This is a genomic window from Microbacterium sp. PA5, assembly GCF_049860775.1.
Lineage (GTDB): Bacteria > Actinomycetota > Actinomycetes > Actinomycetales > Microbacteriaceae > Microbacterium.
In genome coordinates, this window is the sequence record NZ_CP187567.1 from 2329097 (window position 1) to 2352980 (window position 23884).

Genomic DNA, 23884 nt, shown 5'->3' on the forward strand with positions numbered 1-23884 from the left:
GATGTACGGGTGTGTTCAGGGGAGGAAGGCGGACAGGTCGTCCACGACGACGTGCGCGCCCGACGCGAGCAGGATGTCGGCGCCGACGCCGCGATCGACGCCGACCACGAGGGCGAAGCCCGCCGCGGCGGCGGACTGGACGCCCGAGTGCGCATCCTCGACGGCGGCGCTGCGCGCCGGGTCGACGCCCAGCATCCGGGCGCCCTCGGCGAACACGTCGGGCGCCGGCTTGGAGGGCAGCCCCTCCCGCTCGGCGATGACGCCGTCCATCACGACCTCGAACCGGTCGCGGATGCCGGCGGCGCGCAGCACCTCGTCGGCGTTCTTCGAGCTCGACACCACCGCCACCGGCACGCCGGCGTCCCGGAGCCGGTCCACGAGCGCGATCGAGCCCGGGTAGGGAGCGATGCCCTCGCTGCGCAGGATGCGGGAGAAGACCTCGTTCTTGCGATTGCCGATGCCGCACACGGTGTCGGCGGTGGGCGGGTCGGACGGGTCGCCCCACGGCACCTCGACGTCGCGGGAGCGCAGCAGGCTCGCGACGCCGTCGTAGCGCTTCTTCCCGTCGAGGTACTCGAAGTAGTCGCGCTCGGTGTACGGAGGCGTGATGCCCCAGTCCGCGAAGAGCTCCGTGAACATCGTCTGCCACGCGTGCATGTGCACCTCGGCCGTCGGCGTCAGCACTCCGTCGAGGTCGAAGAGCACGCCGTCGTACGAGGTCAGATCGGGGAGCTGAGCGGCTGTCACCCGTTCAGCGTAGTCGCGACCCGAGACCGGCGGGAGACCGAGCGGCAGAGTCAGCTCCGCGACACGATCGAGAGGGTCTGCCGGGCGATCTCGAGCTCCTCGTTGGTGGGCACCACCAGCACCGTCACCGCCGAGTCGTCCGTCGAGATCGTGCGCGGCCCGCGGCTGCGCGTCTCGTTGCGCACCGGGTCGATCCGCACCCCGAGGAAGCCGAGCGTCTCCAGGGCCGCCGCGCGCACCAGCGGCGAGTTCTCGCCCACGCCGGCGGTGAACGAGATGACGTCCACGCCGCCCATCTGGGCGATGTAGGCGCCGATGTACGCGCGCAGCCGGTGGACGTAGACGTCGAAGGCCAGCATCGCCGCGCCGTTGCCGGCTTCGCGGCGATCCTCGATGTCGCGCATGTCCGAGACGCCGGCCAGACCCAGCACACCGCTGCGCTTATTGAGGAACGCGTCCAGCTCGCTGGGACTCATCTCCTCCCGCCGGGCCAGGACGAGGAGCACGGACGGGTCGATGTCGCCGGACCTCGTGCCCATGACGAGGCCCTCGAGCGGCGTGAGACCCATCGAGGTCTCCACCGAGTGCCCGCCGTCGACGGCCGTGATGGAGGCGCCGTTGCCGAGGTGGAGCACGATCTGCTTGAGCTCGCGCAGCGGCCGCCCGACGAAGTCCGCGGCGGCCCGGCTGACGAACTTGTGGCTGGTGCCGTGGAAGCCGTAGCGGCGGATGCGGTGCTTGCGCGCGATGTCGCGGTCGATGGCGTACGTGTAGGCGGCCGGCGGCAGGGTCTGGTGGAAGGCGGTGTCGAACACGGCGACGTGCGAGAGGTCGGGGAACGCCTCGCGTGCCGCGCGGATGCCCTGGACGGCCCCCGGGTTGTGCAGCGGGGCGAGCACCGACAGCTCGTCGATGTTGATCTCGACGAGGTCGTCGATGAGCGTCGGCTGGAAGAACCGCGCACCGCCCTGGACCACGCGGTGCCCGATCGCCACCGGGGGCTCGTCGGCGAGGGAGGGCCCGTCGGCGGCGAAGGCGTCGAGCATGACGGCGAACCCGGCGGCGTGGTCGGGGATCGGAAGCTCCCGCGAGCTCTCGGAGTCGCCGTCCGGCCCCATCACCTTGTGGCGTGCGGCGCCGGTCTCCTCGCCGATCCGCTCCACGAGACCCGAGGCCAGCGCGCGCTCCGTCTCGACGTCGAGCAGCTGGTACTTGAACGACGACGAGCCGCTGTTGATGACGAGGACGACGGTCATGCCCGTGCTCCCTGGTTCTGGCTCTGCGGCGCGTCCTGGCTCTGGGCCTGGATGGCGGTGATGGCGATGGTGTTGACGATGTCCTCGACGAGGGCTCCGCGCGACAGGTCGTTGATCGGTCGGTTCAGTCCCTGCAGCACCGGCCCCATCGCGACCGCCCCGGCGGAGCGCTGCACCGCCTTGTAGGTGTTGTTGCCGGTGTTCAGATCGGGGAACACGAACACCGTCGCGCGGCCGGCGACCTCGGAGTCGGGCATCTTGGCCTTGGCGACGGCGGCGTCGGCGGCCGCGTCGTACTGGATGGGACCCTCGACCAGCAGCTGCGGCGCCCGCTCGCGGACGAGCGCGGTCGCCGCGCGCACCTTGTCGACATCGGCGCCCGATCCCGACTCCCCCGTCGAGTACGACAGCATCGCGATCCGCGGCTCGATGCCGAACTGCTGGGCCGTCGCCGCCGACGAGACGGCGATGTCGGCCAGCTGCTCGCTGGAGGGGTCGGGGATCACGGCGCAGTCGCCGTAGACCAGCACGCGGTCGGCGAGCGCCATGAGGAAGACGCTCGAGACGACCGAGACGCCCGGCTTCGTCTTGATGATCTCGAACGCCGGCCGGATCGTGTGGGCCGTCGTGTGCGCGGCGCCCGAGACCATGCCGTCCGCCAGACCGAGGTGCACCATCATCGTGCCGAAGTACGACACGTCGGTGATCGTGTCGGCCGCCTTCTCGTAGGTCACGCCCTTGTGCTTGCGGAGCTCGGCGTACTCCCGCGCGAACCGGTCGACGGTCGCGGGGTCGAACGGGCTGAGCACGTGGGCGGCGCTGATGTCGAGGCCCAGCTCGACCGCCCGACCGCGCACCTCCGCCTCGTCTCCGAGGATCGTGAGGTCGGCGATCCCGCGCGCCAGCACGGTCGCCGCCGCGCGCAGCACCCGGTCGTCGCCGCCCTCGGGGAGCACGATGCGCTTGCGCGAGGAGCGCGCGGTCTCCAGCAGCTGGTACTCGAACATCAGCGGCGTGACGACGTGGGAGGTCGTCAGCCCGAGCGAGGTGGTGAGCTCCTCCGTGTCGACGTTGCGCTCGAACAGCGCCAGGGCGGTGTCGTACCGGCGCTGAGAGCCCGCGGCCAGGCGCCCGCGGGTGCCCATGACGCGCACCGCGGTGTCGTAGGTGTCGAGGTCGGTCTGGATGATCGGCAGCGACGAGTCGAGCCCCACCATCAGCCGCTCGACCGCGTCGGGCAGCGGGAACGGGCCGTTGAGGATGATGCCCGAGATCGACGGGAAGGTGCCGGACGAGTTGGCCAGCAGCAGCCCCAGGAGCACCTCGGTGCGGTCCGCCGGCACGATGACGATGGCGCCCTCGCGCAGCCGCGGGAGGATGTTGTTGAGCGACATGCCCGCCACCACCACGTCGATCACCTCGCGCGTGAGCAGGTCCTCGTCGCCGCGCAGCAGCCGGCCCTCCAGGCTCAGCATGACGTCGCGCACGGCGGGCGCCACAAGGTAGAGGTCCTCGGGGATGGACCATACGCCGACCTCCGCTTCGCGGTGCCCGTCGGCGGCGGGGGTGTCGGCGACGACGTCGCGGATGGCGGCATTGATGGCGTCGAGCTTGTCGGGGTCGGCACGGTTGGTGATGACGGCGAACAGCTCGGCGCGGTGGGTGCGCACCTCGGTGACGGCCAGCTCGGTCACCTGCGCCAGCTGCTCGGGGGTGCGCGCGATGCTCACGCCGAGGCGGTCGCCCTCCCCGGCGCGGCCGTTGAGGACGAGCAGCACCGGAGCGCCGAGGTTCGCCGCGATGCGCGCGTTGTAGCCGAGCTCCGACGTCGAGCCCACGTCGGTGAAGTCGCTGCCGACGACGACGACGGCGTCGCACTTGGCCTCGACGGCCTTGTAGCGCTCGACGATCTTCGACAGCGCGGCGTCGGCGTCGCGGCGGACGTCGTCGTAGGTGACGCCGATGCACTCGTCGTACTTCAGCTCCACGCCGACGTGGTCCAGCAGCATCTCGAGCACGTAGTCGCGCTCGACCGTGGAGCGCGCGATGGCGCGGAAGACGCCCACCTTCGGCGAGACCCGCGTCAGCGCGTCGATCACTCCCAGCACGATCGTGGACTTGCCCGACAGGCCTTCGGTCGACGTGATGTAGATGCTCTTCGCCACCCGTTCAGCCTAGGCTCCGCACCCTCGAGGGGGCCACGGATGCACCGGGAGAAACCCTCCGCCACCCCGGAAGCCGGACGGGGCGGCGATGCGGGCGTCACGGGAAAAGTAAGACTCTCCGCGAACCCGGCAGAGCCTGGTTACCCTTGCTACGTTTCCGTCCTGGGGGAGTTGGCCTGGATGCCGTCTCGCGGAGAGCTCCTGCAAGTTTACCCGACGTCCAGCCGGCGCCGCGCCGCACCGGGTTAGCATCGAGGAACGCATCGCCGCGGCGAAGGGGGACGCATGCCCGACGACCAGATCCAGACGCTCCGAGACCAGGTGGGGGCGGAGGACTTCGCCCGCGAGACGGCGGCGATCGCCGACTCGATCACCCGGGTGATCGACGGCAAGCCCGATGCGGTGCGGGCGGCTCTGGTGTGTCTGCTCGCCGAGGGCCATCTGCTCATCGAGGACGTGCCCGGAGTCGGGAAGACGATGCTCGCGCGGGCCCTGGCGGCCACGGTCGACGCGACCGTCCGGCGCATCCAGTTCACGCCCGACCTGCTCCCCGGCGACGTCACGGGGGTGAGCGTCTACAACCCGGTGGACCGCGTCTTCGAGTTCAAGCCGGGCGCCGTGTTCGCCCACATCGTCATCGCGGACGAGATCAACCGCTCCTCGCCGAAGACCCAGTCGGCGCTGCTGGAGGCGATGGAGGAGCACCAGGTCACCGTCGACGGCGTCAGCCGCGCCCTCCCCGACCCGTTCCTCGTGGTCGCCACTCAGAACCCGCTGGAGATGGAGGGCACCTACGCCCTGCCGGAGGCCCAGCGCGACCGCTTCATGATGCGCGTGTCGATGGGCTATCCCGATGCGGCGTCCGAGGCGCTCATGCTCCGCCAGCGCGACACGCTCAATCCGCTCGACGACCTCCGCCCGGTGGTCGGCTCCGACCGTGTGCGCCAGCTCATCGCGTGGGCCCGCAGCGTGCACGTCTCCCCCGCCGTCGAGGAGTACGCGGTGGGCCTGGCCCGCGCGACGCGCGCCCACCCGGACGTGCGCCTCGGCGCGAGCCCCCGCGCAACCCTGCAGCTCGTGCGCGCCGCGAAGGTGTGGGCGGCGCTCGACGGCCGCGAGTTCGTCATCCCCGACGACGTGGCGACCCTTCTCGAGCCGGTCTTCGCGCACCGGATGATCGCCGCCCGCGGCACGAGCGCCACGCGCGGACGCACATCCTCCGACGCCATCGCCGCAGTGCTGCGCACGATCGCGGACTCGGTGCGGGTCCCGCTGGCCACCCGCTGAGGATCGCGGTGGATCGCTGGCCGCTCACGCTCCGGGGCACCGGTGCCGTCGTCCTGGGCGTCGTGTGCTTCATCCTCGCGCACGAGTTCGTCGTGCCGGAGCTGATCTACGTGAGCGTGCTGCTGCTGGTCGTCGTCGCCGCGAGCGTCGTCACGCTGTCGGTGATGCGCCGCAGCGAGATCGTGCGCCGCTCGTTCACTCCCGACGTCGCCACGGTGGGGCAGGAGGTGTCCGTCCGCGCCCAGGTGCAGATCCGCTCGCCGCTGCCGGTCGCGCAGGGGCGCTGGCGCGAGGCGCTGCCGCCCGGGATGACCGGCGATGCTGCCGGCACGTTCCCCGCGACCGCCTCGGGAGTCCGTCTGGGCGCCCGGGCGATCGACCTCCGCTATGCGCTCACGCCGGCCCGGCGCGGCATCCACCCGGTCGGACCGCTGACGGTCATCTCGACCGACCCGTTCGGCTTCGCACGGCGACGCAGCACCGTCGGCGACGTGTCGCTGCTCACCGTGGCCCCGCAGGTCGTGGAGCTGAGCGCGCTGACCGATCTGCCCGGCGAGGCCGGTGGCAGCATGCACTCCACGACCAACCAGCTCGGTCAGGGCGCCGACAACCTGATCCCCCGCCACTACGTCCCCGGCGACTCGATGCGGCGCATCCACTGGCGCGCCAGCGCGCACCGCGACGAGCTGATGGTGCGTCAGGAGGAGCAGGAGACCACGCCCGAGGCGGTGGTCGTGCTCGACCGCGCATCGACCCGGTGGGCCGACGAGGCCCTGCGCGCGCCCGGGCAGGACCCGGGCTTCGAGGCGGCCGTGACCGCGTGCGTGTCGGTCGCGGCTCGGCTCGTGCGCGAGGGCTACCGCGTGACCGTGATCGATGTGGACGGCGTGGAGCTCGCCGAGCCCATCGAGGGCGGCGACGCGTCCGGCGTCGATCGCCTGGTGACCTCCTTCGCATCGGTCACCGCTCACCGGCGCGCGGGCGACCTCGCCCCGCTGGTCCGCCTGTTCGCGGGGGTGCAGACCGGCCCGCTGGTCGTGGTCACCGGCCGGTTCGAGGACGCGGACGCCGATGCGCTCGCCGCGCTCCCCCACCACAGCTCGCTTCCGGTGCTGCTGACGGTGGCGCCCATCCACGACGCCGCCGATCGGGCCGAGAACACCGGATGGCGGGTCGCGGCGATCCCGCCCGGCGCCGACCTCGCCGCGGTGTGGAGCGCCACGGCCGACCGGGGAGGCCGACGTGTCGCTCGCTGAGACCCGCGCCGGGCGCCCGGCGACGGCCCGGCCGCTGCGCCGCGGCGACCGCCGGCTGTCGATCATGCTGTGGCTCGGCCTGTGCGCCGCCATCGCGCCGCTGCTGGGCGTGGTGTCGCCCGGCCCGTGGCTTCTCGGCGCGCTGGCGATGTCGGCCGGGCTGCTCGCCGTCGGCGCCACCATGCGGCGCCTGCGGGTGCCCGCGGTCGGCGTGACCCTGGCCGAGGTCGTGGTGTGGGCGGGGGCGGTGACGGCTGTCTTCTTCGCGCGCGACGCGTTCCTCGGCCTCATCCCCACCCCGGACGTCGTCGATGCGGTCACCACCGCCATCCAGCAGGCCTCGGCCGAGATCCTGCTGGGCGTCGCGCCCATGGAGGCCTCCGCAGCCCTCAGCTTCGTCATCGTCGCGGCGATCGGGGCGCTCACGATCGCGCTCGACCACGTCGTGCTGACCGCGCGTATGCCGCTGCTGGCATCCATCGCCCTGGTCGCCGTCTGGCTGATCCCGGCGATCGCGGTGCCGAGCGGCATGAACGTCCTCGGCTTCGCGATCCTCGCCGCCGCGGTCCTGGCCCTGATCCGCGCCGAGACGCGGACGCGCGAGGCGCCCGAGCCGGGAAGCTCCGCCGGGGTGACCGCCGTCGCAGCGACGATCGGGGTCGTCACCGTCGTGGCGACCCTGATCAGCGCGCCCGCGCTGCCGGCGCCGATCGCGGCGGGCTCGGGCAGCGGAGCCCTCGCGACGATCGATCCGACGCTCGACCTCGGCAACGACCTGCGCCGGCGCGGCGACGTCGCCGTGCTCACCGTCCGCACCGACGGACCCACTCTCCCCTACCTGCGGGTGGCGACCCTCTCGGAGTTCGACGGCGAGATCTGGCGACCCGACCGGGTGCGGTCGGTGTCGCTGTGGGACGAGGGGATGGAGCCGGTGGTCGTCGACGAGGGCATCCGCGTCACGCAGTACCGCACCAACATCGCCATCTCCAACCTGTCCTCGTCCTACCTCCCCGTCTCCTACCCGGCCGTCTCGGTCGACGGTCTCGAGGGACTGTGGCGGACGGTCCCCTACAGCCGCACGGTGCTGAGCGGTCAGGCCAGCACCCAGGGGCAGCGCTACGAGGTCGTCTCGCAGGTGCCGCGGCCGACGCTCGAGCAGATCCGCGCCGCCGAGGCGGATGCCGACGGGCTGAACGTCGACGTGCGCGGCCTGCCCGACTCCACGCCCGCCCGGGTGGCCGAGCTCGCCGAGCAGGTCACCGCCGACGCCCGGACCGACTACGACCGGCTCACCGCCCTCCAGGACTGGTTCCGCGGCCCCGATTTCACCTACTCGCTGCGCGCTCCCGTGCTCGAAGGCTTCGACGGCACGGGATCGGATGCCGTGGCCGCGTTCCTGGAGGTGAGGGAGGGCTACTGCATCCACTTCGCCGGCGCCTTCGCCCTCATGGCGCGCGCCCTCGACATGCCCTCGCGCATCGTGGTCGGCTTCCTGCCCGGCACCTACACCGGGGACACCGAGGACGGGCAGCGGGTGGCCGAGGTGACCACCGGCCAGCTCCACGCCTGGCCCGAGGTGCACTTCGAGGGCGTCGGCTGGGTGCCCTTCGAGCCGACCAAGAGCCTCGGCAACGAGACGCGCTTCCTGCCGGCCAGCGAGGCGGGTCAGGACGACGGAGGCGAGGACATCTCCGGCCCGACGCCGACCACGACCCCCACGTCGACGGCCTCGGCGGCGCCGAACGAGCGGCCGGACGACGGGCCGACCGACGCCGCGGGCTCGACGCTCCGCCTGGTCGATCTGCGGCCGTACCTGCTGACGGTCGGCGGCGTGATCCTCGTGGGCGTGCTGCCGCTCGTCCTGCGCACCCTGCGCCGCCGCAGTCTCGGCCGCCGGGCCGCCGAGGGCGACGCGGGCGCCGCGTGGCGGATGCTCCAGGAGGCGGCCATCGATCTGGGCGTGACGGCGCCGGCCGCCGAATCGCCCCGGGCGTTCGGTGCCCGGCTGGTCGCATCGCACCTCGCCCCGGCAGAGGAGGTCTCGCGCCTGGTGGCCGGCATCGAGCGTGCCAGCTACTCCCGCGACGGCCTCGGACCGGCCGCGCTGGCGGACGATGCCGAGGCGGCGCGCGCCGCGATGCTGGCCGCCGCGACGCCGGCAGCGCGTGCGATGGCCGTGCTCCTCCCGCGCTCGCTCGTCGTGCGGCCGGGTTCCGCCTTCGCCGGCTCGGCGCCGGTCGTCTCCGACTGAGTCGCATACGACGGCGTCCCCGCGGCGGGACTCGCGCGGGGCGGGCGTTCCGCAGGACACCCGCCCCCGCGGTCCGCTCAGCGGTGGCGGTAGGACTGACCGGCCTGGCCGAACACCTGCATCCGATCGGCGACGATGCGCTGCATCGCCTCGCGACCGGGCTTGCCGTAGAGGGCCGGGTCGACGCCGATGCCGTCGGCGTCGAGATAGGTGCGCACGGCGGCGCTGTGCGCCATGTGCGAGTCCATGCCCTGGTTGATCTTGCGGATGCCGAGCTTCGTCGAGCGCGCCTTCTCGGTCTCGGGGACGCCCCAGGACTCGGGGAGCCTGCCGCCGTGCGCGTTGATCGTCTCGCGGAGGTCGGCGGGAAGCGACGACGAGCCGTGCATCACGAGGTGCGTGTCGGGGATCCGCGAGGCGATCTCCTCGATGAGGTCCATGCGCAGCACGGTGCCGTCGGGCGGGCTCGTGAACTTGTAGGCGCCGTGCGAGGTGCCGATCGCCACGGCGAGCGCGTCGACGCCGGTCTGGGCGACGAAGCGCTCGGCCTCGTCGGGATCGGCGAGGATGATGGCCTTGCTGCTGGCGCCGCCGTCCTCGGAACCGCCGATCGTGCCGAGCTCGCCCTCCACCGAGACGCCGCGGGCATGGGCGTACTCGACCACGCGGCGCGTCACCTCGACGTTCTCCTCGAACGTGGCGGGGGTCACGTGGTCGCGCATGCTCCCGTCGATCATCACGCTCGTGAAGCCGGCGCCGATCGCCCGGACGCAGTCGTCGTACGAGGCGCCGTGATCGAGGTGGAGCACCACGGGGACGTCCGGGTAGTTGCCGATGAGGCCGACGAGCGCCTGCCAGAACAGCTCGTCGCGACCGTGGACGGAAGCCCCCGCGATCGTCTGCACGATGACCGGGGAGTCGGTGGACGCCGCGGCGTCGAGCACCGCCTCGGCCTGTGCGAGATCGGTCACGTTGAAGGCTCCGACACCGTAGCTTCCTGCGCGTGCGGCATCCAGCGCCGCCCTGAGAGTGATGAGAGCCAAGAGCCCGTCCTCCGTTCCTCCTGCCCGTCTGCAGCGACGGGCGACAATTTCTGACAACGGTAGACAGACTAGGTGGCGGGTGTTAGTTTGTCCATCGATGGACAGAGATTGTCCGCAGAGTCGAGGAAGACGAGGAGTGAGGATGCGCGACGAGCTGCTGCTGGGCATCGACCTGGGCACGTCGTCGATCAAGGCGAACGCGATCGACCGTCACGGCCGCTCCCTCGGGATCGGCGTGGCACCCACGCCCTTCGCCGCCGGCGCCTTCGGGGTCGAGATGTCCACCGACGCGCTGTTCGCCGCCATCCGCGCCGCCATCGAGGACCTCGGCGTCCTCGCCACCCGCATCGCCGCCGTGGGCGTGGCGAGCATGGGCGAGACCGGGACCGCCATCTACGCCGACGGTCCGAGCGACCTCCCCCTCGTGGCCTGGCACGACGAGCGCGGCGGCGAGATCGTCGACGAACTGCTCGCCGAGTTCGGCGAGGCCGAGATCCATCGCCGCACCGGCCGCCAGGCGCGCAGCGTCACGAGCATCGCCAAGCTCGGCTGGCTCGCCCGCAACGGCTACGACGCACGGGGCACCTGGACCGGCGTGGCCGGGCTGACGGTGTGGCGTCTGACGGGCGCCCTCGCACAGGAGCAGTCCCTCGCCGCCACCAGCGGCGCCTACGACCCCACCCGCGGCGAGTACGACCGCGAGATCCTCGCCCACGTCGGGCTCGACTCCCTCGTCTGGGCTCCCGCGCGCATCGCGGGAACGGCGCTGGGGCACGTCTCGGCCGAGGGCGCCGCGTGGAGCGGCCTGCCCGCCGGCATCCCCGTCACGATCGCCGGTCACGATCACCCGGTGGGCGTCATCGGCGCGGGCGGCGACCGCAGCGAGGTGATCGATTCCATGGGCACCGGCGAGCCGCTGGTCGTGTCGTGGACCGCGGCGCCCGATCTGCCCCATCCGGCCTGGCCGGGACAGCTCGGCGACCTGACCGTGACCGCCTGGCCGGGCACGCCCCGTCACATGCTCCTGTGGGAGACGCTGCGTCCCGGGCTCGCCACGCGCCACCTGCAGCGGGCGCTGCGCGTCAAGCGCGACGACATCGAGTTCCGCGCCATCCGGGTGGAGGCCGAGCCGCTGAGCCTCGAGACGCTCGTCGCCATGCAGGACGGCCGGATCCCCGCCGAGGTGCTGGAGCTGCCGGCCGAGGAGGCCTGGGCGGCGACGCTCGAGGGCTACGCCTCCGCCTCCGCCGACGCCGAGGCGCGCCTGCGCGAGCTCAGCGGGGTGTCGGGCCCCACCCTCCTCATCGGCGGCGGGCTGCGCAGCCGGCGCTGGGTCGAGGCGAAGCTCCGCCGCGCACGGCACCCGCTGGCGATGGCGTCCGAACGCGAGGCGGTCTCGCGCGGCGCGGGCCTGCTGGCGGGGGTGGCGGCAGGATGGTGGACACCGGAGCAGTATCCGCCCGCCGACACCGTCCCGCTGTCGACCGTCGTCCCCACGTCAGATCCCGAGTCTCAGGGCGCCCTGCGCCGTGGTTGAGAGAGGAGCCCCGCTCTATGCGTACGTCATCGCCGTCTGGGTGGTCATCATGAGCGCCCCCACCGACGCCGGGACGCCGCGAGGCCTGCGCCGCCCCGCGCGGCTGGTCGACCTCGCCGAGCACGCGGGCGTGTCGACCAAGACGGTCTCGCGCGTCCTCAACGGCGAGGCGTACGTGGCGCCGGCGATGCGGGCGAAGGTCATGGCGGCCGTGGACGAGCTGGCCTACGTGGGAGACGCCGCCGCCACGGGGCTGCGCACCAAGCGCTCCGGCTTCATCGGCCTCATCATCCCCGACGTGCGCAACGGCTTCTTCGCGCTGCTGACCCGCGCGATCGAGGAGCGGCTGGCCCCGACCTCCCCCACGCTCCTGCTCGGCGACTCCGACGAGGAGGCGGATCAGGAGGAGCGCTACCTGCGCACGTTCCGCCAGCAGCGCGTCGACGGGCTCATCGTGCTGCCCAGCGGGGCGCCGAGCCTTCCCGACGCCGTCTCCGAGATCCCCACCGTGATCGTCGATCGCACGGTGCCCTCGGTGCGCAAGAGCGCCGACCACGTGCTCGCGGGCAATCGCCGCGCCGCCGAGCGCCTGGTCGGCCACCTCGTGGCCCACCACGGCCTCTCGCAGGTCGCGCTGCTCGCGGGAAACACCGCCGTCTCGAACGTGCGGGACCGCCAGAGCGGCTACACCCGCGTGATGAACGCCGCCGGGCTGGACCTGCACGTGAGCGCCGGGCACACGACCCCCGACGACGCCGCCGCGGGCGCGCTCGAGCTCTTCTCGACGCTGACGCCGCCGTTCGGCGTGTTCACCACCAACAACCGCATGTTCTGGGGGGCGATGGCGGCCATCGCCCGTCTGGGGCTCCACATCCCGCGCGACGTCCTGGTGACCACGATCGACTCGATCGGGGAGGCGACCGTGACGGGCCTGAAGCCGACGCAGGGCGTCATCCCGGTCCAGACCGTCGCGGCGAAGGCGATGAAGCTCCTGTCCGAGCGCACGGAGGACCCGACCCTGCCGCCGCGCAACGTCAGCGTCGACATCGACATCGAGTTCGGCACGACCTGCGGCTGCATCCCGCTCACGCGGGCGCCGCTGATGATGGGGCCGCTCGCGGGCCCGTGACACTCCCGTCGGCGACGGACGGGTCAGCTGACCGCAGTGTGCCAGCAAAGCGAACACTGCGGCCAGCCGCGTCGCACCAGAGAACGAATCACACACTCGAAGGAGAGACATGACCACGATCATCAGGAAGCGGACCGCGGGAGCGGCCGCTGCGACGGCGACAATCCTAGCGCTGGCCCTCGCCGGCTGCGCGGGCGCCGGCGAGCCCACCGGCTCGGAGCCGGGCGCCTCGGAGCCCGGTGCCGGCGGAGGCGGCAAGATCGCGTTCGTCATCAAGCCGCTGGACAACACCTACTTCGGCGCCATGGCCGAAGGCGCCCAGGCCGCCGCCGACGAGGCGGGCGTGGAGCTGACCGTCGTCGCCGCCGAGAACGTCACCGACGACTCCGGGCAGGCCTCGAAGCTGAACGCCCTCGTCACCGCCGGGTACGACTGCTACGTCGTCAACCCGACGAGCCAGACGAACCTCCTCACCGGTCTCGTGCCGGTGTCCGAGGCGGGGACGCCCATCGTCAACCTCGACCTGCCCATCGATCTGGACGCCGCCGCCGACGCGGGCGTCGACGTCACGACGTACGTGGGTACGAACAACGAGACCGCGGGCGCCGCGGGCGGCGAGGCCATGCTCGGCCTGGTCGACGAGGGCTCGCAGGTGGCGCTCATCGGCGGTCTCGTCGCCGACCCGGGCAACATCGCGCGCCTGGCCGGCTTCGAGAAGGCCGTCGAGGGCAAGCTGGAGATCACCCAGACGGTCGCCGCGGACTTCGACAAGGCGAAGGCCAAGAGCGCGGCCGCGACGATCCTCATCGCGAACCCCGACATCAAGGGCTTCTTCACCCCGTCGGGCGACATGGCGATGGGCATCCAGCAGGCCGTCGAGGAGGCCGGCAAGACCGGCGAGGTCGCCGTCGTCGGCATCGACGGCACGAAGGACCAGCTCGCCGACATCGTCGCCGGGGGCCAGCCGGCCGCCATCGAGCAGTTCCCGTACCTGATGGGCGTCCAGTCGGTGCAGGCGTGCGTGGCCGCGATGGGCGGAGCGGACATCCCCGACAACGTGGAGACCCCGGTCCTCATCGTCGACAAGGACAACGCGCAGGCGGCCCTCGACGCCTTCCCGGCACCGCCGGAGGGCTTCGACGTGCCCAACCCGTTCGAGTAAGCCGACCCCGGTGGGGGTGGACGGTCCGGCCCGAGCGGCCGACCCGTCCACCCCCGACCACCCGAGACCAGAGACGGGGATCCTCACCCATGACAACCCAGACACCCACCCGCACCCGCCCGAGCGTGGACGAGGCGGCCCAGGCCGTCCGCCGCAGCCTGACGTCGGAAGAGACGTGGATGAAGCTCGCGGCACCGGTCGCGCTCATCGTGCTCGCCGTCGTGCTCGGCTCGATCAACCCGAGATTCTTGTCATGGCCGAGCATCACGAGCATGCTCGCGGACGCCACCATCCCGATCGTGCTGGCTCTCGGCGCCACCTTCGCCGTGACCCTCGCGGGGATCGACCTGTCGCTGGCGGCCACGGTCGCCCTCGGCAGCGTCACCCTCGCGACGGCCTACCAGTCGGGGCTTCCGCTGATCGCATGCTGCGGGATCGCCCTGCTGACCGGCCTGGCCGTCGGCGCGATCAACGGCACGTTCATCGGCTGGGTCAGGATTCCCGACTTCATCGTCACTCTGGGCACGCTCAGCGTGGTGATGGGGCTGAGCCTCATCATCTCGCAGGGCAAGCCCGTGCAGATCCCCGAGCGTGCGCTCACCGCCATCAGCACCGCGAACATCGGCGGCATCCGCATCAACTTCCTCATCGCGATCGCGATCGCCGTCGTGCTGCACGTCGTGCTGTTCCGCACGAGGTTCGGCACCCACCTGCTCGCCGTCGGCGACAACCCCGATGCGGCGAAGGCGATGGGACTCAAAGTGCCGCGCATCAAGCTCGCCGGCTACATGATCTGCGGCGGCATGGCGGGCGTGGGCGCGATCATGCTCACCTCGTACATCGGCTCCAGCCAGCCCGCCACCAACACCGACTACCTGCTGAAGGCCATCGCGGCGGTCGTGCTCGGCGGAGTGAGCCTGTTCGGCGGACGGGCCACCATCTACGGACCGGTGATCGGGGCGATCCTCCTCACCTTCCTGCAGTCCGGCCTCACGCTGCTCGGCGTGAGCGCCTTCTACTCGCCGCTGATGATCGGCATCGTCGTCATCGCCGCGGCCACACTCATGAGGGGGCGGAAGTGACCGACAAGATCGTCGTCGAGAACATCCACAAGTCGTTCGGCAACGTCGACGCGCTCAAGGGCGCGTCGCTGACCATCAAGGCGGGCGAGATCACCGCCATCGTCGGCGACAACGGCGCCGGCAAGTCGACGCTCGTCAAATGCCTCACGGGCCTGTACACGCCCGACGAGGGAGAGATCCGCATCGACGGCGAGCCGGTGCGCTTCTCGTCGCCGCGCGACGCACGCGACAAGGGCATCGAGACCGTCTATCAAGACCTCGCCCTCAGCGATCAGCTGAGCGTCTGGCAGAACATGTACATGGACCGGGAGCTGGTCGCCGGCGTCCCGGGATTCCGGTTCCTCCGGCGCGGCGAGATGAAGCGGCGCGCCGCCGAGCTCGTCGCCGACCTCGCCGTCAACGTGCCGGGCGTCGGCCGGTCGGTGAAGCGGCTGTCGGGCGGACAGCGGCAGGCGGTCGCGATCGCCCGCGGGGTCATGTGGGCGAAGAACATGATCATCCTCGACGAGCCGACCGCCGCGCTCGGCCTCAACGAGACCGCGCAGGTCGAGGCGCTCATCCGCCGCGTCGTCGAAGGCGGCAAGACGGTGCTGGTCGTGTCGCACAACTTCGAGCAGGTCAAGCGGCTCTCGCAGCAGGTGTGGGTCATGCGCGGGGGCCGCGTCGTGGGCGGCACCCGCACCGAGGAGGTGACCGGCGAGCAGCTGGTCGGCATGGTCACAGGCGCGGTGCGCACCGTCTGAGACCGGCAGCGGAAAGCGAAGAGCGCCACCCCGAGTCGGGGGTGGCGCTCTTCATCTGTGGCGGAAGTGACAGGATTTGAACCTGCGATACGGGAGAACCGTATACATGGATTCCAGCCATGCTCCTTAGGCCGCTCGGACACACTTCCAAGGATCGATCCTACCAGGATGCGATCCCGGCGCCGTCACGGGGCCGGGCCGTCAGTAGTCGCCGGCCGCGTCCTCGGCATTGACGATCGCCCGCGTCGACGACAGCCCCAGGCGCGTGGCACCCGCCGCGAGCATGGCTTCGGCCTCCGCGCGGCTGCGCACGCCTCCGGACGCCTTGACCTCGAGACGGTCGCCGACCGTCTGCTTCATGAGCGTCACCGCGTGCACCGACGCCCCGCCGGCGGGGTGGAAGCCCGTGGAGGTCTTGACGAAGTCGGCGCCCGCCGCCTCGGCGGCGCGGCACACGGCGACGATCGCCTCGTCGGAGAGCGCCGCCGACTCGATGATCACCTTCAGCACCGTGGGGGCGGGCACGGCCTCGCGCACGGCGCGGATGTCGGCCTCGACGGCGTCGAAGGCGCCCGCCACGGCGGCTCCCACGTCGATCACCATGTCGATCTCGTCGGCGCCCTGGTCGACGGCGAGCGCCGCCTCCGCCGCCTTGATCGACGAATGGTGCTTGCCGCTCGGGAACCCGACGACCGCGGTGAGCAGCAGCCCCTCGGGCACATCGACCGGAAGGGCCGAGGGCGAGAGGCACACGCTGTATGCGCCGAGCTCGGCCGCTTCGGCGACGACGGCCGCGACATCCGCCGGGGTCGCCTCGGGCTTGAGAAGGGTGTGGTCGACGAAGCGCGCCAGATCCTGCGTGGTCATCTGATCTCCTGGGTGTCTCGGGATGCCGTCGGAAGACGTCATCGGGCGACGGCCGCGGCGCGGCTGTCGAGGAAGCGGTTCAGGATCAGGGCCAGCACGAGGATCACGCCGGTGGCGATCATCTGGACGAACGAGCCGATCCCGAGCAGGTTGAAGAGGTTCTTCAGCACCGACAGCAGCAGCACGGCGATGAAGGTGCCGCCGACGCCGCCACGGCCTCCGAAGAGGCTCGTGCCGCCGAGCACCACCGCCGCGATCGCGTCGAGCTCCGCGCCCTGGAACGCGGTCGGCTGGCCGATCGTGAGCCGGCTGGTGAGGAGGATGCCCGCCAGCGCGGCCGTCAGCCCCGAGAAGCCGAAGACGGAGGCCTTGATCCACTTCACCGGCACGCCCGACAGCCGCGCGGCCTCCTCGTTGCTGCCGACCGCGTAGACGTACTCGCCGAACGTCGTGTAGCGGAGGATCAGCCCCGTGATGATGGTCACGGCGATGAAGATGACACCCGTGAGCGGAAGGATGCCGAGGTAGCCGCCGCCGATGATGGTGAACGCCTCGGGGAGGTTCGACCCCGCCGGCCGCCCGTCGGTGAGCGTGTAGGACCACCCGCGGACGGCGGTGAGGCCCGCGAGCGTGACGATGAACGCCGGCAGCCGGATCCATGCGGAGACCGCACCCATCAGCAGGCCGACGGCCACGCCGACCGCCAGCGCGGCGAGGATCGCGAAGGCGATGGGCACGGACCCGTCGAGGAGGACGGCGACGATCATGCCGCTCAGGGCGGCGACGGAGCCGACGGCCAGATCGATGCCCGACGTCAGGATGACCAGCGTCATGCCGATCGCGATGATCCCGGTGAGGCTCGACTGCTGCAGCAGGTTGGCGAGGTTCCGGGTCGTCAGGAACTCGGGGCTGAGGAGGGCCGCGATCGCGCAGATCACGACGAAGACGATGAGCAGATTGCCCTTGATCAGCCACATCGATCCGCGCTGGCGCCACGTCGGGCGCGCCGCGAGGGCCTGCGTCGAGAGGGTGGGCGGTTCGACCGCCGCGGTCGTCGGGGAGTCGTTCATGATGCCTTTCCGCTGATGATCGCGTGGCTGATGTGTTGTTCGGAGTCGATGAGCGGGTCGAACTCGCCCACCTTGCGTCCCTCGTGGAGGACCACGATGCGGTCGGCGTTCGCCATGAGCTCGTTGAGCTCGCTCGAGGCGACGAGCACGGCGGCTCCCCCCTCGGCGAGCAGGCGCACCTGGCGGTACAGGTCCGCCTTCGCGCCGATGTCGAGACCGCGGGTCGGCTCGTCGAGAAGGAGGATGCGCGTGTCGCGGGCGAGCCACTTCGCGAGCACCACCTTCTGCTGGTTGCCGCCGGACAGGAGGCGGACCTCCTGGTGCGGACTGGCCGCCTTGACGGAGAGCTGCTTGAGGATTGGCCCGGTGCGGCGCTGCTCGCGCTCGCGCGGGAAGAGCGCCGGGCCGCCGCGGAGCGCCGCGAGACCGGCGTTGCGGGCGACCGAGAGGCCGAGCAGGAGCCCCTGGGTCTTGCGGCTCTCGGGCACGAGTCCGAAGCGGTGCCGCACGGCGTCGCGGACCGAGCCGATCCTCACCGCACGGCCGAAGACGCGCAGCTGCATCTGCGCCTTCTGCGCTCCGAAGACCGAGGCCAGCAGCGTGGTGCGCCCCGCGCCCCCGAGGCCGGCGAGTCCGAGGATCTCGCCCGCGCGCACGGACACGTCGCGGACGTCCAGCACGCGCGGGATGGTGACGCGATCGATCTCCAGGGCGAACTCGCCGTCGAGCGTGCGCCGCTCGCGGTGCTCGGTGAGCTCGCTCTTCTTGTCGCCGATCATGTCGGAGATCCAGCGCTCGGGGTCGGTGCCCGCCACGGGGTACTTCGCCGCGTTGACGCCGTCGCGGAGCACCGTGATCCGCGATCCGATCGCCTCGATCTCGTCGAGGCGGTGCGAGATGTAGATGACGGCGCGCCCGTCGGCGACGAGTCGCCGGATCACCTCGTACACCTTCTCGACGTCGGCCTCCCCGAGGGTCGCGGTCGGCTCGTCCATGACGATGATGCGCGCGTCGGTCGTGAGAGCCCGTGCGATCGCCGTGAGCTGCTGGTCGGCGATGGGGAGGTCGGCCACCCGCGCGTCCGGCGAGAAGGTGGCGCCCACCCGGTCGAGGTACTCCCGGGCCGCCTGGCGGCGCTCCCTGCGGTGGACCACACCGCCGGTGCTCGGCGAGTGGCCGAGGAACAGGTTCTGCGCGACGGTCAGGTCGGCGAAGAGGTCGAGCTCCTGGTAGATGACCGAGATGCCCGCCTTGATGCCGTCGAGCGGATGGGAGAACTGCACGGGCTCGCCGTCGATGCGGATCTCTCCGGAGTCCGGGATGTAGCTGCCGGCGAGGATCTTCATGAGCGTCGACTTGCCCGCGCCGTTCTCGCCCAGCAGGCAGTGCACCTCCCCCGCGTAGACGTCGAGGTCGACGGAGGCGAGGGCGACCGTGCCCGGGAAGGTCTTGCGGATGCCCCGCATCTGCAGCAGGGGCGGCGGGGCCTCGGAAGTCGTCATCGGTTCTTCTCCTCGAGCAGGTAGGTGGCGGTCGCCTCGTCGGTGACCAGCACGGAGCAGTAGTTGTTGGCGACCACGGCGAGCGCGACGGCCCGCTTGGCGGCGCCGCTGATGACAGCGATCGCCGCATCGGATCGGCGGAGGTCGTCGAGGGTGAGACCCAGGGTGCGCTCGTCGAGCTCGTGGTCGACGATGTGGCCGTCGGAGTCCACGAACCGCCCGACGACGTCGCCCACGGCACCCTTCTCGGCGAGCTCCCGCATCCGTGCCGGGGCGAGGTATCCGCTCGTGACGAGCACGGACGCGGGCGTCACGGGACCGGCGCTGAAGACGAGCGCCGACGCGGCACGCGCCCTGTCGAGGATCGGCGCCACCATGCGGTCCGCCTCGATCGCCCGTCGCGTCGAGGCGTGCTCGAGGATCGCGGGGCTCGGGAGCAGGGTGACCACACCCCCGGCCTTCTGTGCGATCGTGGTCGCCGTCGCCGACGCCATGCCGACACGGCGGTTCACGGTCACGCCGCCGTTGATCTGCACCACCTCGATGCCGCTCGCCCATCCGTCCGGCAGCGCCGCGGCCACCTGCTGGAGCGTGCGCCCCCAGCTGATGCCCAGGGTGCGGGGCACGGGCCGCAGCGACGCGAGGTACTCCCCCGCCGCCGCGGCGACGCGCTCCGACTGCTCGCCCTCGTCGGCGAGGGCGGGAACGACGATCGCGTCGCGCAGCCCGTACTCCTCGCGCAGCAGGCGCTCGAGCGGCAGCCGGCGCGCCCGCGGGTGGGCGATCTCGATGCGGACGATCCCCGTCTCCTTCGCGTAGGCGAGGAGCCGGCCGACCTTCCAGCGGTTGATTCCCAGCAGGGCGGCGGCCTCGGCCTGGCTCTTGCCGTCCTGGTAGCACAGCTCCGCCGCGCGCACGGCGAGGGTGTCGTCGGTGCTCATCGGGTCGCCACCGTCCCGCGGCCCGCTGCCGCGTCGGCGAGGCCGGCGCTGATCCCCGCGACCAGCGAGGTCGCCTCGAGGTAGCGCTCGTAGGCGGCACGCAGCGGGGCGACGGCGTCCGCCCGGGGTTCGATGAGCGTGTACGCGGGGGCGAACCTCGCGGCCACATCGGCGACCCGCTCGCCGGTCACCGCGGCGACGCCGAGGATGCCCAGTGCGCGGGTGGTCAGGTTCTCGCCGTCGATCAGCCCGACGGGTCGTCCGAGCGTGTCCGCCGTCGTCTGCATCCACAGCCGGTTGTGGCGGATCCCGCCGGTCACGTACACGTTCGCGGTGTCGACGCCGACGGCTTCGAACGACTCGAGCACCTGCCGGGTGCCGAAGGTCACGGCCTCGACCGTCGCCCGGTAGATGTGCTCCGGGGTGGTGCCCAGCGACAGGCCGAGCATGGCACCGCGCAGCTGCGGGTCGCGCAGCGGCGTGCGGTTGCCCATGAAGTGGTCGAGCACGAGCAGCCCGTGCGAGGCGGGCGCCACGGCCTCGGCCCGGGCGATCAGGTCGCCGATCCGGTGTCGCGTCACGCCGAGGATCCGCTCGGACAGCCACGAGAGCGCCGCGCCGGCGGAGATCTGTCCGCCCTCCACGAGCCACCGCCCTTCGGTGAGGGCGCCCGGATACGGGCCCCAGATCGTGGGCGAGAAGACGGGCGCATCGAGCTCGGCGATGAAGGCGTTGGAGGTGCCCGCGACGACCGCCACGGGCTCCCCGGGCAGTCCCGCCATCGAGACCAGCGCGAGGTGCGCGTCGATGCCGCCGGCGAACACCGCTGCGCCGCGCGCGATCCCGAGTTCCGCGGCCGCCGCCGCCGACAGCTCGCCGGCGATCGCTCCGGTGCGACGGATGTCCGCCGGCAGCTTGTCGGCGAGATCCTCGATGCCGAGGGCGGCGTACAGGTCGACCGGGAGCACCCCGACGCGGTGGTCGTAGTTCCACTTGCAGGTCGCGTTCATCCGCGAGCCGACCCACTCGCCGGTGAGCCGCAGCGTCAGGTAGTCGACGGACTCTCCGATGCGGGCGGCCCGCCGGTACACCTCGGGCTCGTGACGTGCCAGCCACATGGCCTTCGGGATGAGCCACTCGGCGCTGTCGGAGCCGCCCGAGAACGCGAGCGCCGGATGATCGATCCTCGCCGTCTCGGCGGATTCGGCGACGGCACGGCTGTCCATCCAGAGGATCGCGGGGCGGAGGGCCTCGCCGTGCTCGTCGAGCACGACGACGGAGGATGCCGTCGTCGCGACGCCGACCGCGTCGATCTCGGTGACGTCGGCATCCGCGAGCGCGCGGCGGGCCGCCTGCACGGCGGAGCGCCACCAGTCGTTCGGATTCTGCTCTGCCCAGCCGGGGCGCGGATAGCTCGTCACGTACGCCGCCGAAGCGTCGCCGAGGCGCCGCCCGGCCGCGTCGAACACGCCCGCCCGCGCACCCTCGGTGCCGATGTCGATCGCGAGGAAGAACCCCATCGTTCCCGCCTTCTCTCAGTCCTGGTTCGGCAGAAACAGTACCTTCGAGCTGAAGATGGAGCGCTCGCCCAGCTGCTTCATCGTCTCGGGCAGGGCGTCGAGACCGAGCTCGTGGGTGATCATGAACTCCCACCGGAGGCGGCCGTCCGCCAGCGCCGCCGCCGACTCGACCCACTCGCGTCCCGGGAACGGCGCGGAGAAGGAGTTCCAGCTGCCGTGGAGCGACGCCTCCCGGCGCAGGAAGTGACTGAAGGTGCCCTTGTCCAGTTCGACCGGCGAATGCGGGATGCCGATGAACACCGCTTCGCCGTGGCGGGCGGTGAGCGTCGTGGCGAGCGCGACGGTGGCGGGGACGCCCGCCGACTCGATCACGACGTCGAAGCCGAGGCCGGCGTGCGCGCGGGCCTGCTCGTCGTCGTTGGCGGTGAGGTCGGCGCCGGCCTCGACGGCCATCGCGGCCTTCTCGGCGCTCACGTCGACCGCGAGCACCTCGCGGGCGCCGAGGAGTTTCGCCCACTGCACGGCGAACAGGCCGATCGGTCCCGCCCCGATGACGGCGACGCGGGAGCCTTCGGTCAGACCCGTGCGGTAGATGGCGTGGAGGGCGATGGCCGAGGGATCCATCATCGCGGCGGCTCGAGGGTCGACGCCCTCGGGCATGACGAACGCGTTGCCGGCATTGACGGAGACGTACTGCGCGTAGGCGCCGTCCTGACGACTGCCGAAGTAGCCGTAGTTCTCGCAGAGCGAGAAGTGGCCCTCGCGGCAGCTGTCGCACTCGTAGCACGGGATGAGCGGCGGCACGGTGACCAGCTGCCCCACCTCGAGTCCCGCGACCTCCGCGCCGACCTCGACGATGTGGCCGGAGAACTCATGGCCGCACACGATCGGGTGATAGTAGGCGCCCGAGAAGTTCATCCGCGGGATGTCGGAGCCGCAGACACCGCACGCGGCCACCTTCACGAGCACGTCTCCGGCGCCGATCTCCGGGACGGGGATCCGCTCGACCCGGATGTCTCCGGGGGCGTGCATCACTGCGGCGGTCATGGTGTCGGACATGGGTCTCCTCCGTGATTCCTGCGCGTCTTCCCGCGCGGTTCCCGCGAGCGACGCGGGCGGTCTCTCCGCCCGCGTCGCCGCGGGGGCGATCGTGTTGCTGGGGTCGTGCTTACTTCGCCTGCGCGAACAGGGTGCTGCCGACGAGGTCTGCGGCGTTGGCCGCGGTGACCAGCTCGGTGCCGGCGTCGATCTCGGCGTCGACAGACTCGCCCGCGGCCACAGCGAGGGCCGTCTCGGCGGCCGTCGCGCCCAGGGCGATGGGATCGTTCAGCGCGGTCGCGACGTACTGGTCGCCGTCGGCGATCGCCTGCACCGCCTCCATGAGGCCGTCGACGCCCGCGACCAGCACGTCGGTGCGCCCGTTCTCGGCGAGCACCTGCAGCGCGCCGAGAGCCATGTCGTCGTTGTGGGCGTAGACCGCGCGCACGTCGGTGTTCGACTGCAGAAGGTCCTGCATGGCCGTCACCGCGTTGGAGCGGATGTACTCGGCGTACGGGCCCTCGACGATCGTGACCGCCTCGTCGCCCTCGAAGGCGTTGTGGAAGCCCTCCGAGCGGTCCATGGCGACCGTGCCGCCGGCGTCGCCCTGGATCTCGATGATCTTGCCGCCCTCGTCGCCGAGCGCCTCCTTGAGCGCCTCGCCGACGAGCTCGCCCATGGCGACGTTGTCGCGTCCGACGTGCGCGGCGGCGCCGTCGGCGGGACGGTCGACGGTGACGACGGGGATGCCCGCGGCCTTCGCGGACGCCAGGCTCGGCGCGATGCCCTGCGGATCGACCGGGTTGATGAGAAGGACGTCCACCCCGCGGGTGATGAGGTCCTCGATGTCGTTGTTCTGCTTGGTGATGTCGCCGTTCGCGTCGACGTACTCGAGCGACGCGCCTCCCGCCTCCGCCGCCTGCTCGACGCCCTCGCCCAGTTCGACGTAGAACGGGGACTGCTGCGTGGCCTGGCTGAAGCCGACGACGATGTCGCCCGAATCGCCGGGAGCGCTGGCGTCACCGCCGGGCGTGGTGCTCACCGAGCACGCGCTCAGCGCGAGTGCGAGCGTCGCCAGTCCGGCGACGGCGATAGGTGCCTTCTTCATGGAATCTGAACCTCCTTGGTCAGTGGTGCCGGACCCGACGCTAGAGAGTCGCGGACGATGATCTCAACTTCTGAGCAGTCGTTTGCTCATATGAGCAGACAGATGCGCACGGCGTGCGCATCTGAGCATTCCGGCGGCCGACGCCCCGCGAGCGCCCGGTACGGAGCCGGCGCCGTCGCG

19 protein-coding genes, 1 tRNA gene and 1 other RNA gene are annotated in these 23884 nt (G+C 71.7%); 8 read left to right on the plus strand and 13 right to left on the minus strand.

The features are described 5' to 3' along the window. Positions 1 to 15 precede the first annotated feature (15 nt). The 4 genes from ACPWUT_RS11070 to ffs form a co-directional block, all read right to left on the minus strand. Positions 16 to 747: an HAD family hydrolase gene (locus ACPWUT_RS11070; RefSeq protein WP_425837541.1), complete on the minus strand. Its 732-nt coding sequence runs from the start codon at positions 745 to 747 to the stop codon at positions 16 to 18. Between the two features lie 50 nt (positions 748 to 797). Then, positions 798 to 2003: an acetate/propionate family kinase gene (locus tag ACPWUT_RS11075; protein ID WP_425837544.1), complete on the minus strand. Its 1206-nt coding sequence runs from the start codon at positions 2001 to 2003 to the stop codon at positions 798 to 800. After that, positions 2000 to 4168: a phosphate acetyltransferase gene (pta, locus tag ACPWUT_RS11080; protein ID WP_284527979.1), complete on the minus strand. Its 2169-nt coding sequence runs from the start codon at positions 4166 to 4168 to the stop codon at positions 2000 to 2002. Before pta ends, ACPWUT_RS11075 begins: the two co-directional genes overlap by 4 nt. Positions 4169 to 4275: 107 nt before the next feature. Beyond that, an RNA gene (gene ffs / locus ACPWUT_RS11085) (signal recognition particle sRNA small type) lies at positions 4276 to 4370 on the minus strand. 83 nt (positions 4371 to 4453) lie between these two features. Between ffs and ACPWUT_RS11090 the strand changes: the two genes are divergently transcribed. Genes ACPWUT_RS11090 through ACPWUT_RS11100 form a run of 3 tightly spaced genes read left to right on the plus strand, consistent with a single transcriptional unit; the run spans position 4454 to position 8962 of the window. Continuing rightward, positions 4454 to 5455 (plus strand): AAA family ATPase, encoded by a 1002-nt coding sequence (locus ACPWUT_RS11090; protein WP_284527980.1) that lies wholly within the window; start codon positions 4454 to 4456, stop codon positions 5453 to 5455. An 8-nt stretch (positions 5456 to 5463) separates the two neighbouring features. After that, positions 5464 to 6711, plus strand: a complete 1248-nt coding sequence (locus ACPWUT_RS11095; RefSeq protein WP_425837548.1) for a DUF58 domain-containing protein — start codon at positions 5464 to 5466, stop codon at positions 6709 to 6711. Further along, a complete protein-coding gene (locus ACPWUT_RS11100) occupies positions 6698 to 8962 on the plus strand; it encodes a transglutaminaseTgpA domain-containing protein (protein ID WP_425837551.1) in 2265 nt (754 codons plus the stop codon). The genes ACPWUT_RS11095 and ACPWUT_RS11100 overlap by 14 nt, the downstream gene beginning before the upstream one ends. A 77-nt stretch (positions 8963 to 9039) precedes the next feature. Here ACPWUT_RS11100 and ACPWUT_RS11105 read toward each other — a convergent pair whose 3' ends face one another. Beyond that, positions 9040 to 10062, minus strand: coding sequence for a ketose-bisphosphate aldolase (locus tag ACPWUT_RS11105; RefSeq protein ID WP_425837554.1), 1023 nt, complete (start codon positions 10060 to 10062; stop codon positions 9040 to 9042). Between the two features lie 85 nt (positions 10063 to 10147). Here ACPWUT_RS11105 and ACPWUT_RS11110 point away from each other — a divergent pair, with 85 nt between their 5' ends. The 5 genes from ACPWUT_RS11110 (at position 10148) to ACPWUT_RS11130 (ending at position 15658) form a co-directional block, all read left to right on the plus strand. Continuing rightward, positions 10148 to 11542, plus strand: coding sequence for an FGGY family carbohydrate kinase (locus ACPWUT_RS11110; RefSeq protein WP_284527985.1), 1395 nt, complete (start codon positions 10148 to 10150; stop codon positions 11540 to 11542). A gap of 49 nt (positions 11543 to 11591) precedes the next feature. Then, complete coding sequence (locus tag ACPWUT_RS11115) at positions 11592 to 12671, plus strand: LacI family DNA-binding transcriptional regulator (RefSeq protein ID WP_425837557.1); 1080 nt, start codon at positions 11592 to 11594, stop codon at positions 12669 to 12671. Positions 12672 to 12780: 109 nt separating this feature from the next. After that, a complete protein-coding gene (locus tag ACPWUT_RS11120; RefSeq protein WP_284527987.1) occupies positions 12781 to 13833 on the plus strand; it encodes a substrate-binding domain-containing protein in 1053 nt (350 codons plus the stop codon). A gap of 89 nt (positions 13834 to 13922) precedes the next feature. Continuing rightward, positions 13923 to 14915, plus strand: coding sequence for an ABC transporter permease (locus ACPWUT_RS11125; protein WP_284527988.1), 993 nt, complete (start codon positions 13923 to 13925; stop codon positions 14913 to 14915). After that, positions 14912 to 15658 (plus strand): ATP-binding cassette domain-containing protein, encoded by a 747-nt coding sequence (locus tag ACPWUT_RS11130; protein ID WP_284527990.1) that lies wholly within the window; start codon positions 14912 to 14914, stop codon positions 15656 to 15658. Before ACPWUT_RS11125 ends, ACPWUT_RS11130 begins: the two co-directional genes overlap by 4 nt. A gap of 58 nt (positions 15659 to 15716) precedes the next feature. On the opposite strand, the gene ACPWUT_RS11135 is transcribed toward ACPWUT_RS11130, so the two are convergent. The 8 genes from ACPWUT_RS11135 to ACPWUT_RS11170 all read right to left on the minus strand — a co-directional run bounded on the left by ACPWUT_RS11135 (position 15717) and on the right by ACPWUT_RS11170 (position 23704). Next, positions 15717 to 15807: transfer RNA gene (locus ACPWUT_RS11135), tRNA-Ser, on the minus strand. A gap of 52 nt (positions 15808 to 15859) precedes the next feature. Further along, on the minus strand, positions 15860 to 16525 hold the full coding sequence (gene deoC, locus ACPWUT_RS11140; protein ID WP_284527991.1) for a deoxyribose-phosphate aldolase: 666 nt from the start codon (positions 16523 to 16525) through the stop codon (positions 15860 to 15862). 38 nt (positions 16526 to 16563) lie between these two features. Further along, positions 16564 to 17595 carry an ABC transporter permease gene (locus ACPWUT_RS11145; RefSeq protein WP_425837563.1) on the minus strand — a complete coding sequence of 344 codons (1032 nt, stop codon included), beginning with the start codon at positions 17593 to 17595 and terminating at the stop codon, positions 16564 to 16566. Then, positions 17592 to 19097, minus strand: a complete 1506-nt coding sequence (locus ACPWUT_RS11150) for a sugar ABC transporter ATP-binding protein (RefSeq protein ID WP_425837566.1) — start codon at positions 19095 to 19097, stop codon at positions 17592 to 17594. Before ACPWUT_RS11150 ends, ACPWUT_RS11145 begins: the two co-directional genes overlap by 4 nt. After that, complete coding sequence (locus ACPWUT_RS11155) at positions 19094 to 20038, minus strand: sugar-binding transcriptional regulator (RefSeq protein WP_425837569.1); 945 nt, start codon at positions 20036 to 20038, stop codon at positions 19094 to 19096. Before ACPWUT_RS11155 ends, ACPWUT_RS11150 begins: the two co-directional genes overlap by 4 nt. After that, the gene (locus ACPWUT_RS11160) at positions 20035 to 21558 is read right to left on the minus strand and encodes an FGGY-family carbohydrate kinase (protein ID WP_284530546.1); all 1524 of its coding nucleotides are present in this window, start codon (positions 21556 to 21558) and stop codon (positions 20035 to 20037) included. The genes ACPWUT_RS11155 and ACPWUT_RS11160 overlap by 4 nt, the downstream gene beginning before the upstream one ends. A gap of 15 nt (positions 21559 to 21573) precedes the next feature. Then, on the minus strand, positions 21574 to 22617 hold the full coding sequence (locus ACPWUT_RS11165) for a galactitol-1-phosphate 5-dehydrogenase (RefSeq protein WP_284530547.1): 1044 nt from the start codon (positions 22615 to 22617) through the stop codon (positions 21574 to 21576). A gap of 109 nt (positions 22618 to 22726) precedes the next feature. After that, positions 22727 to 23704: a substrate-binding domain-containing protein gene (locus ACPWUT_RS11170; protein WP_284530549.1), complete on the minus strand. Its 978-nt coding sequence runs from the start codon at positions 23702 to 23704 to the stop codon at positions 22727 to 22729. Positions 23705 to 23884 lie beyond the last annotated feature (180 nt).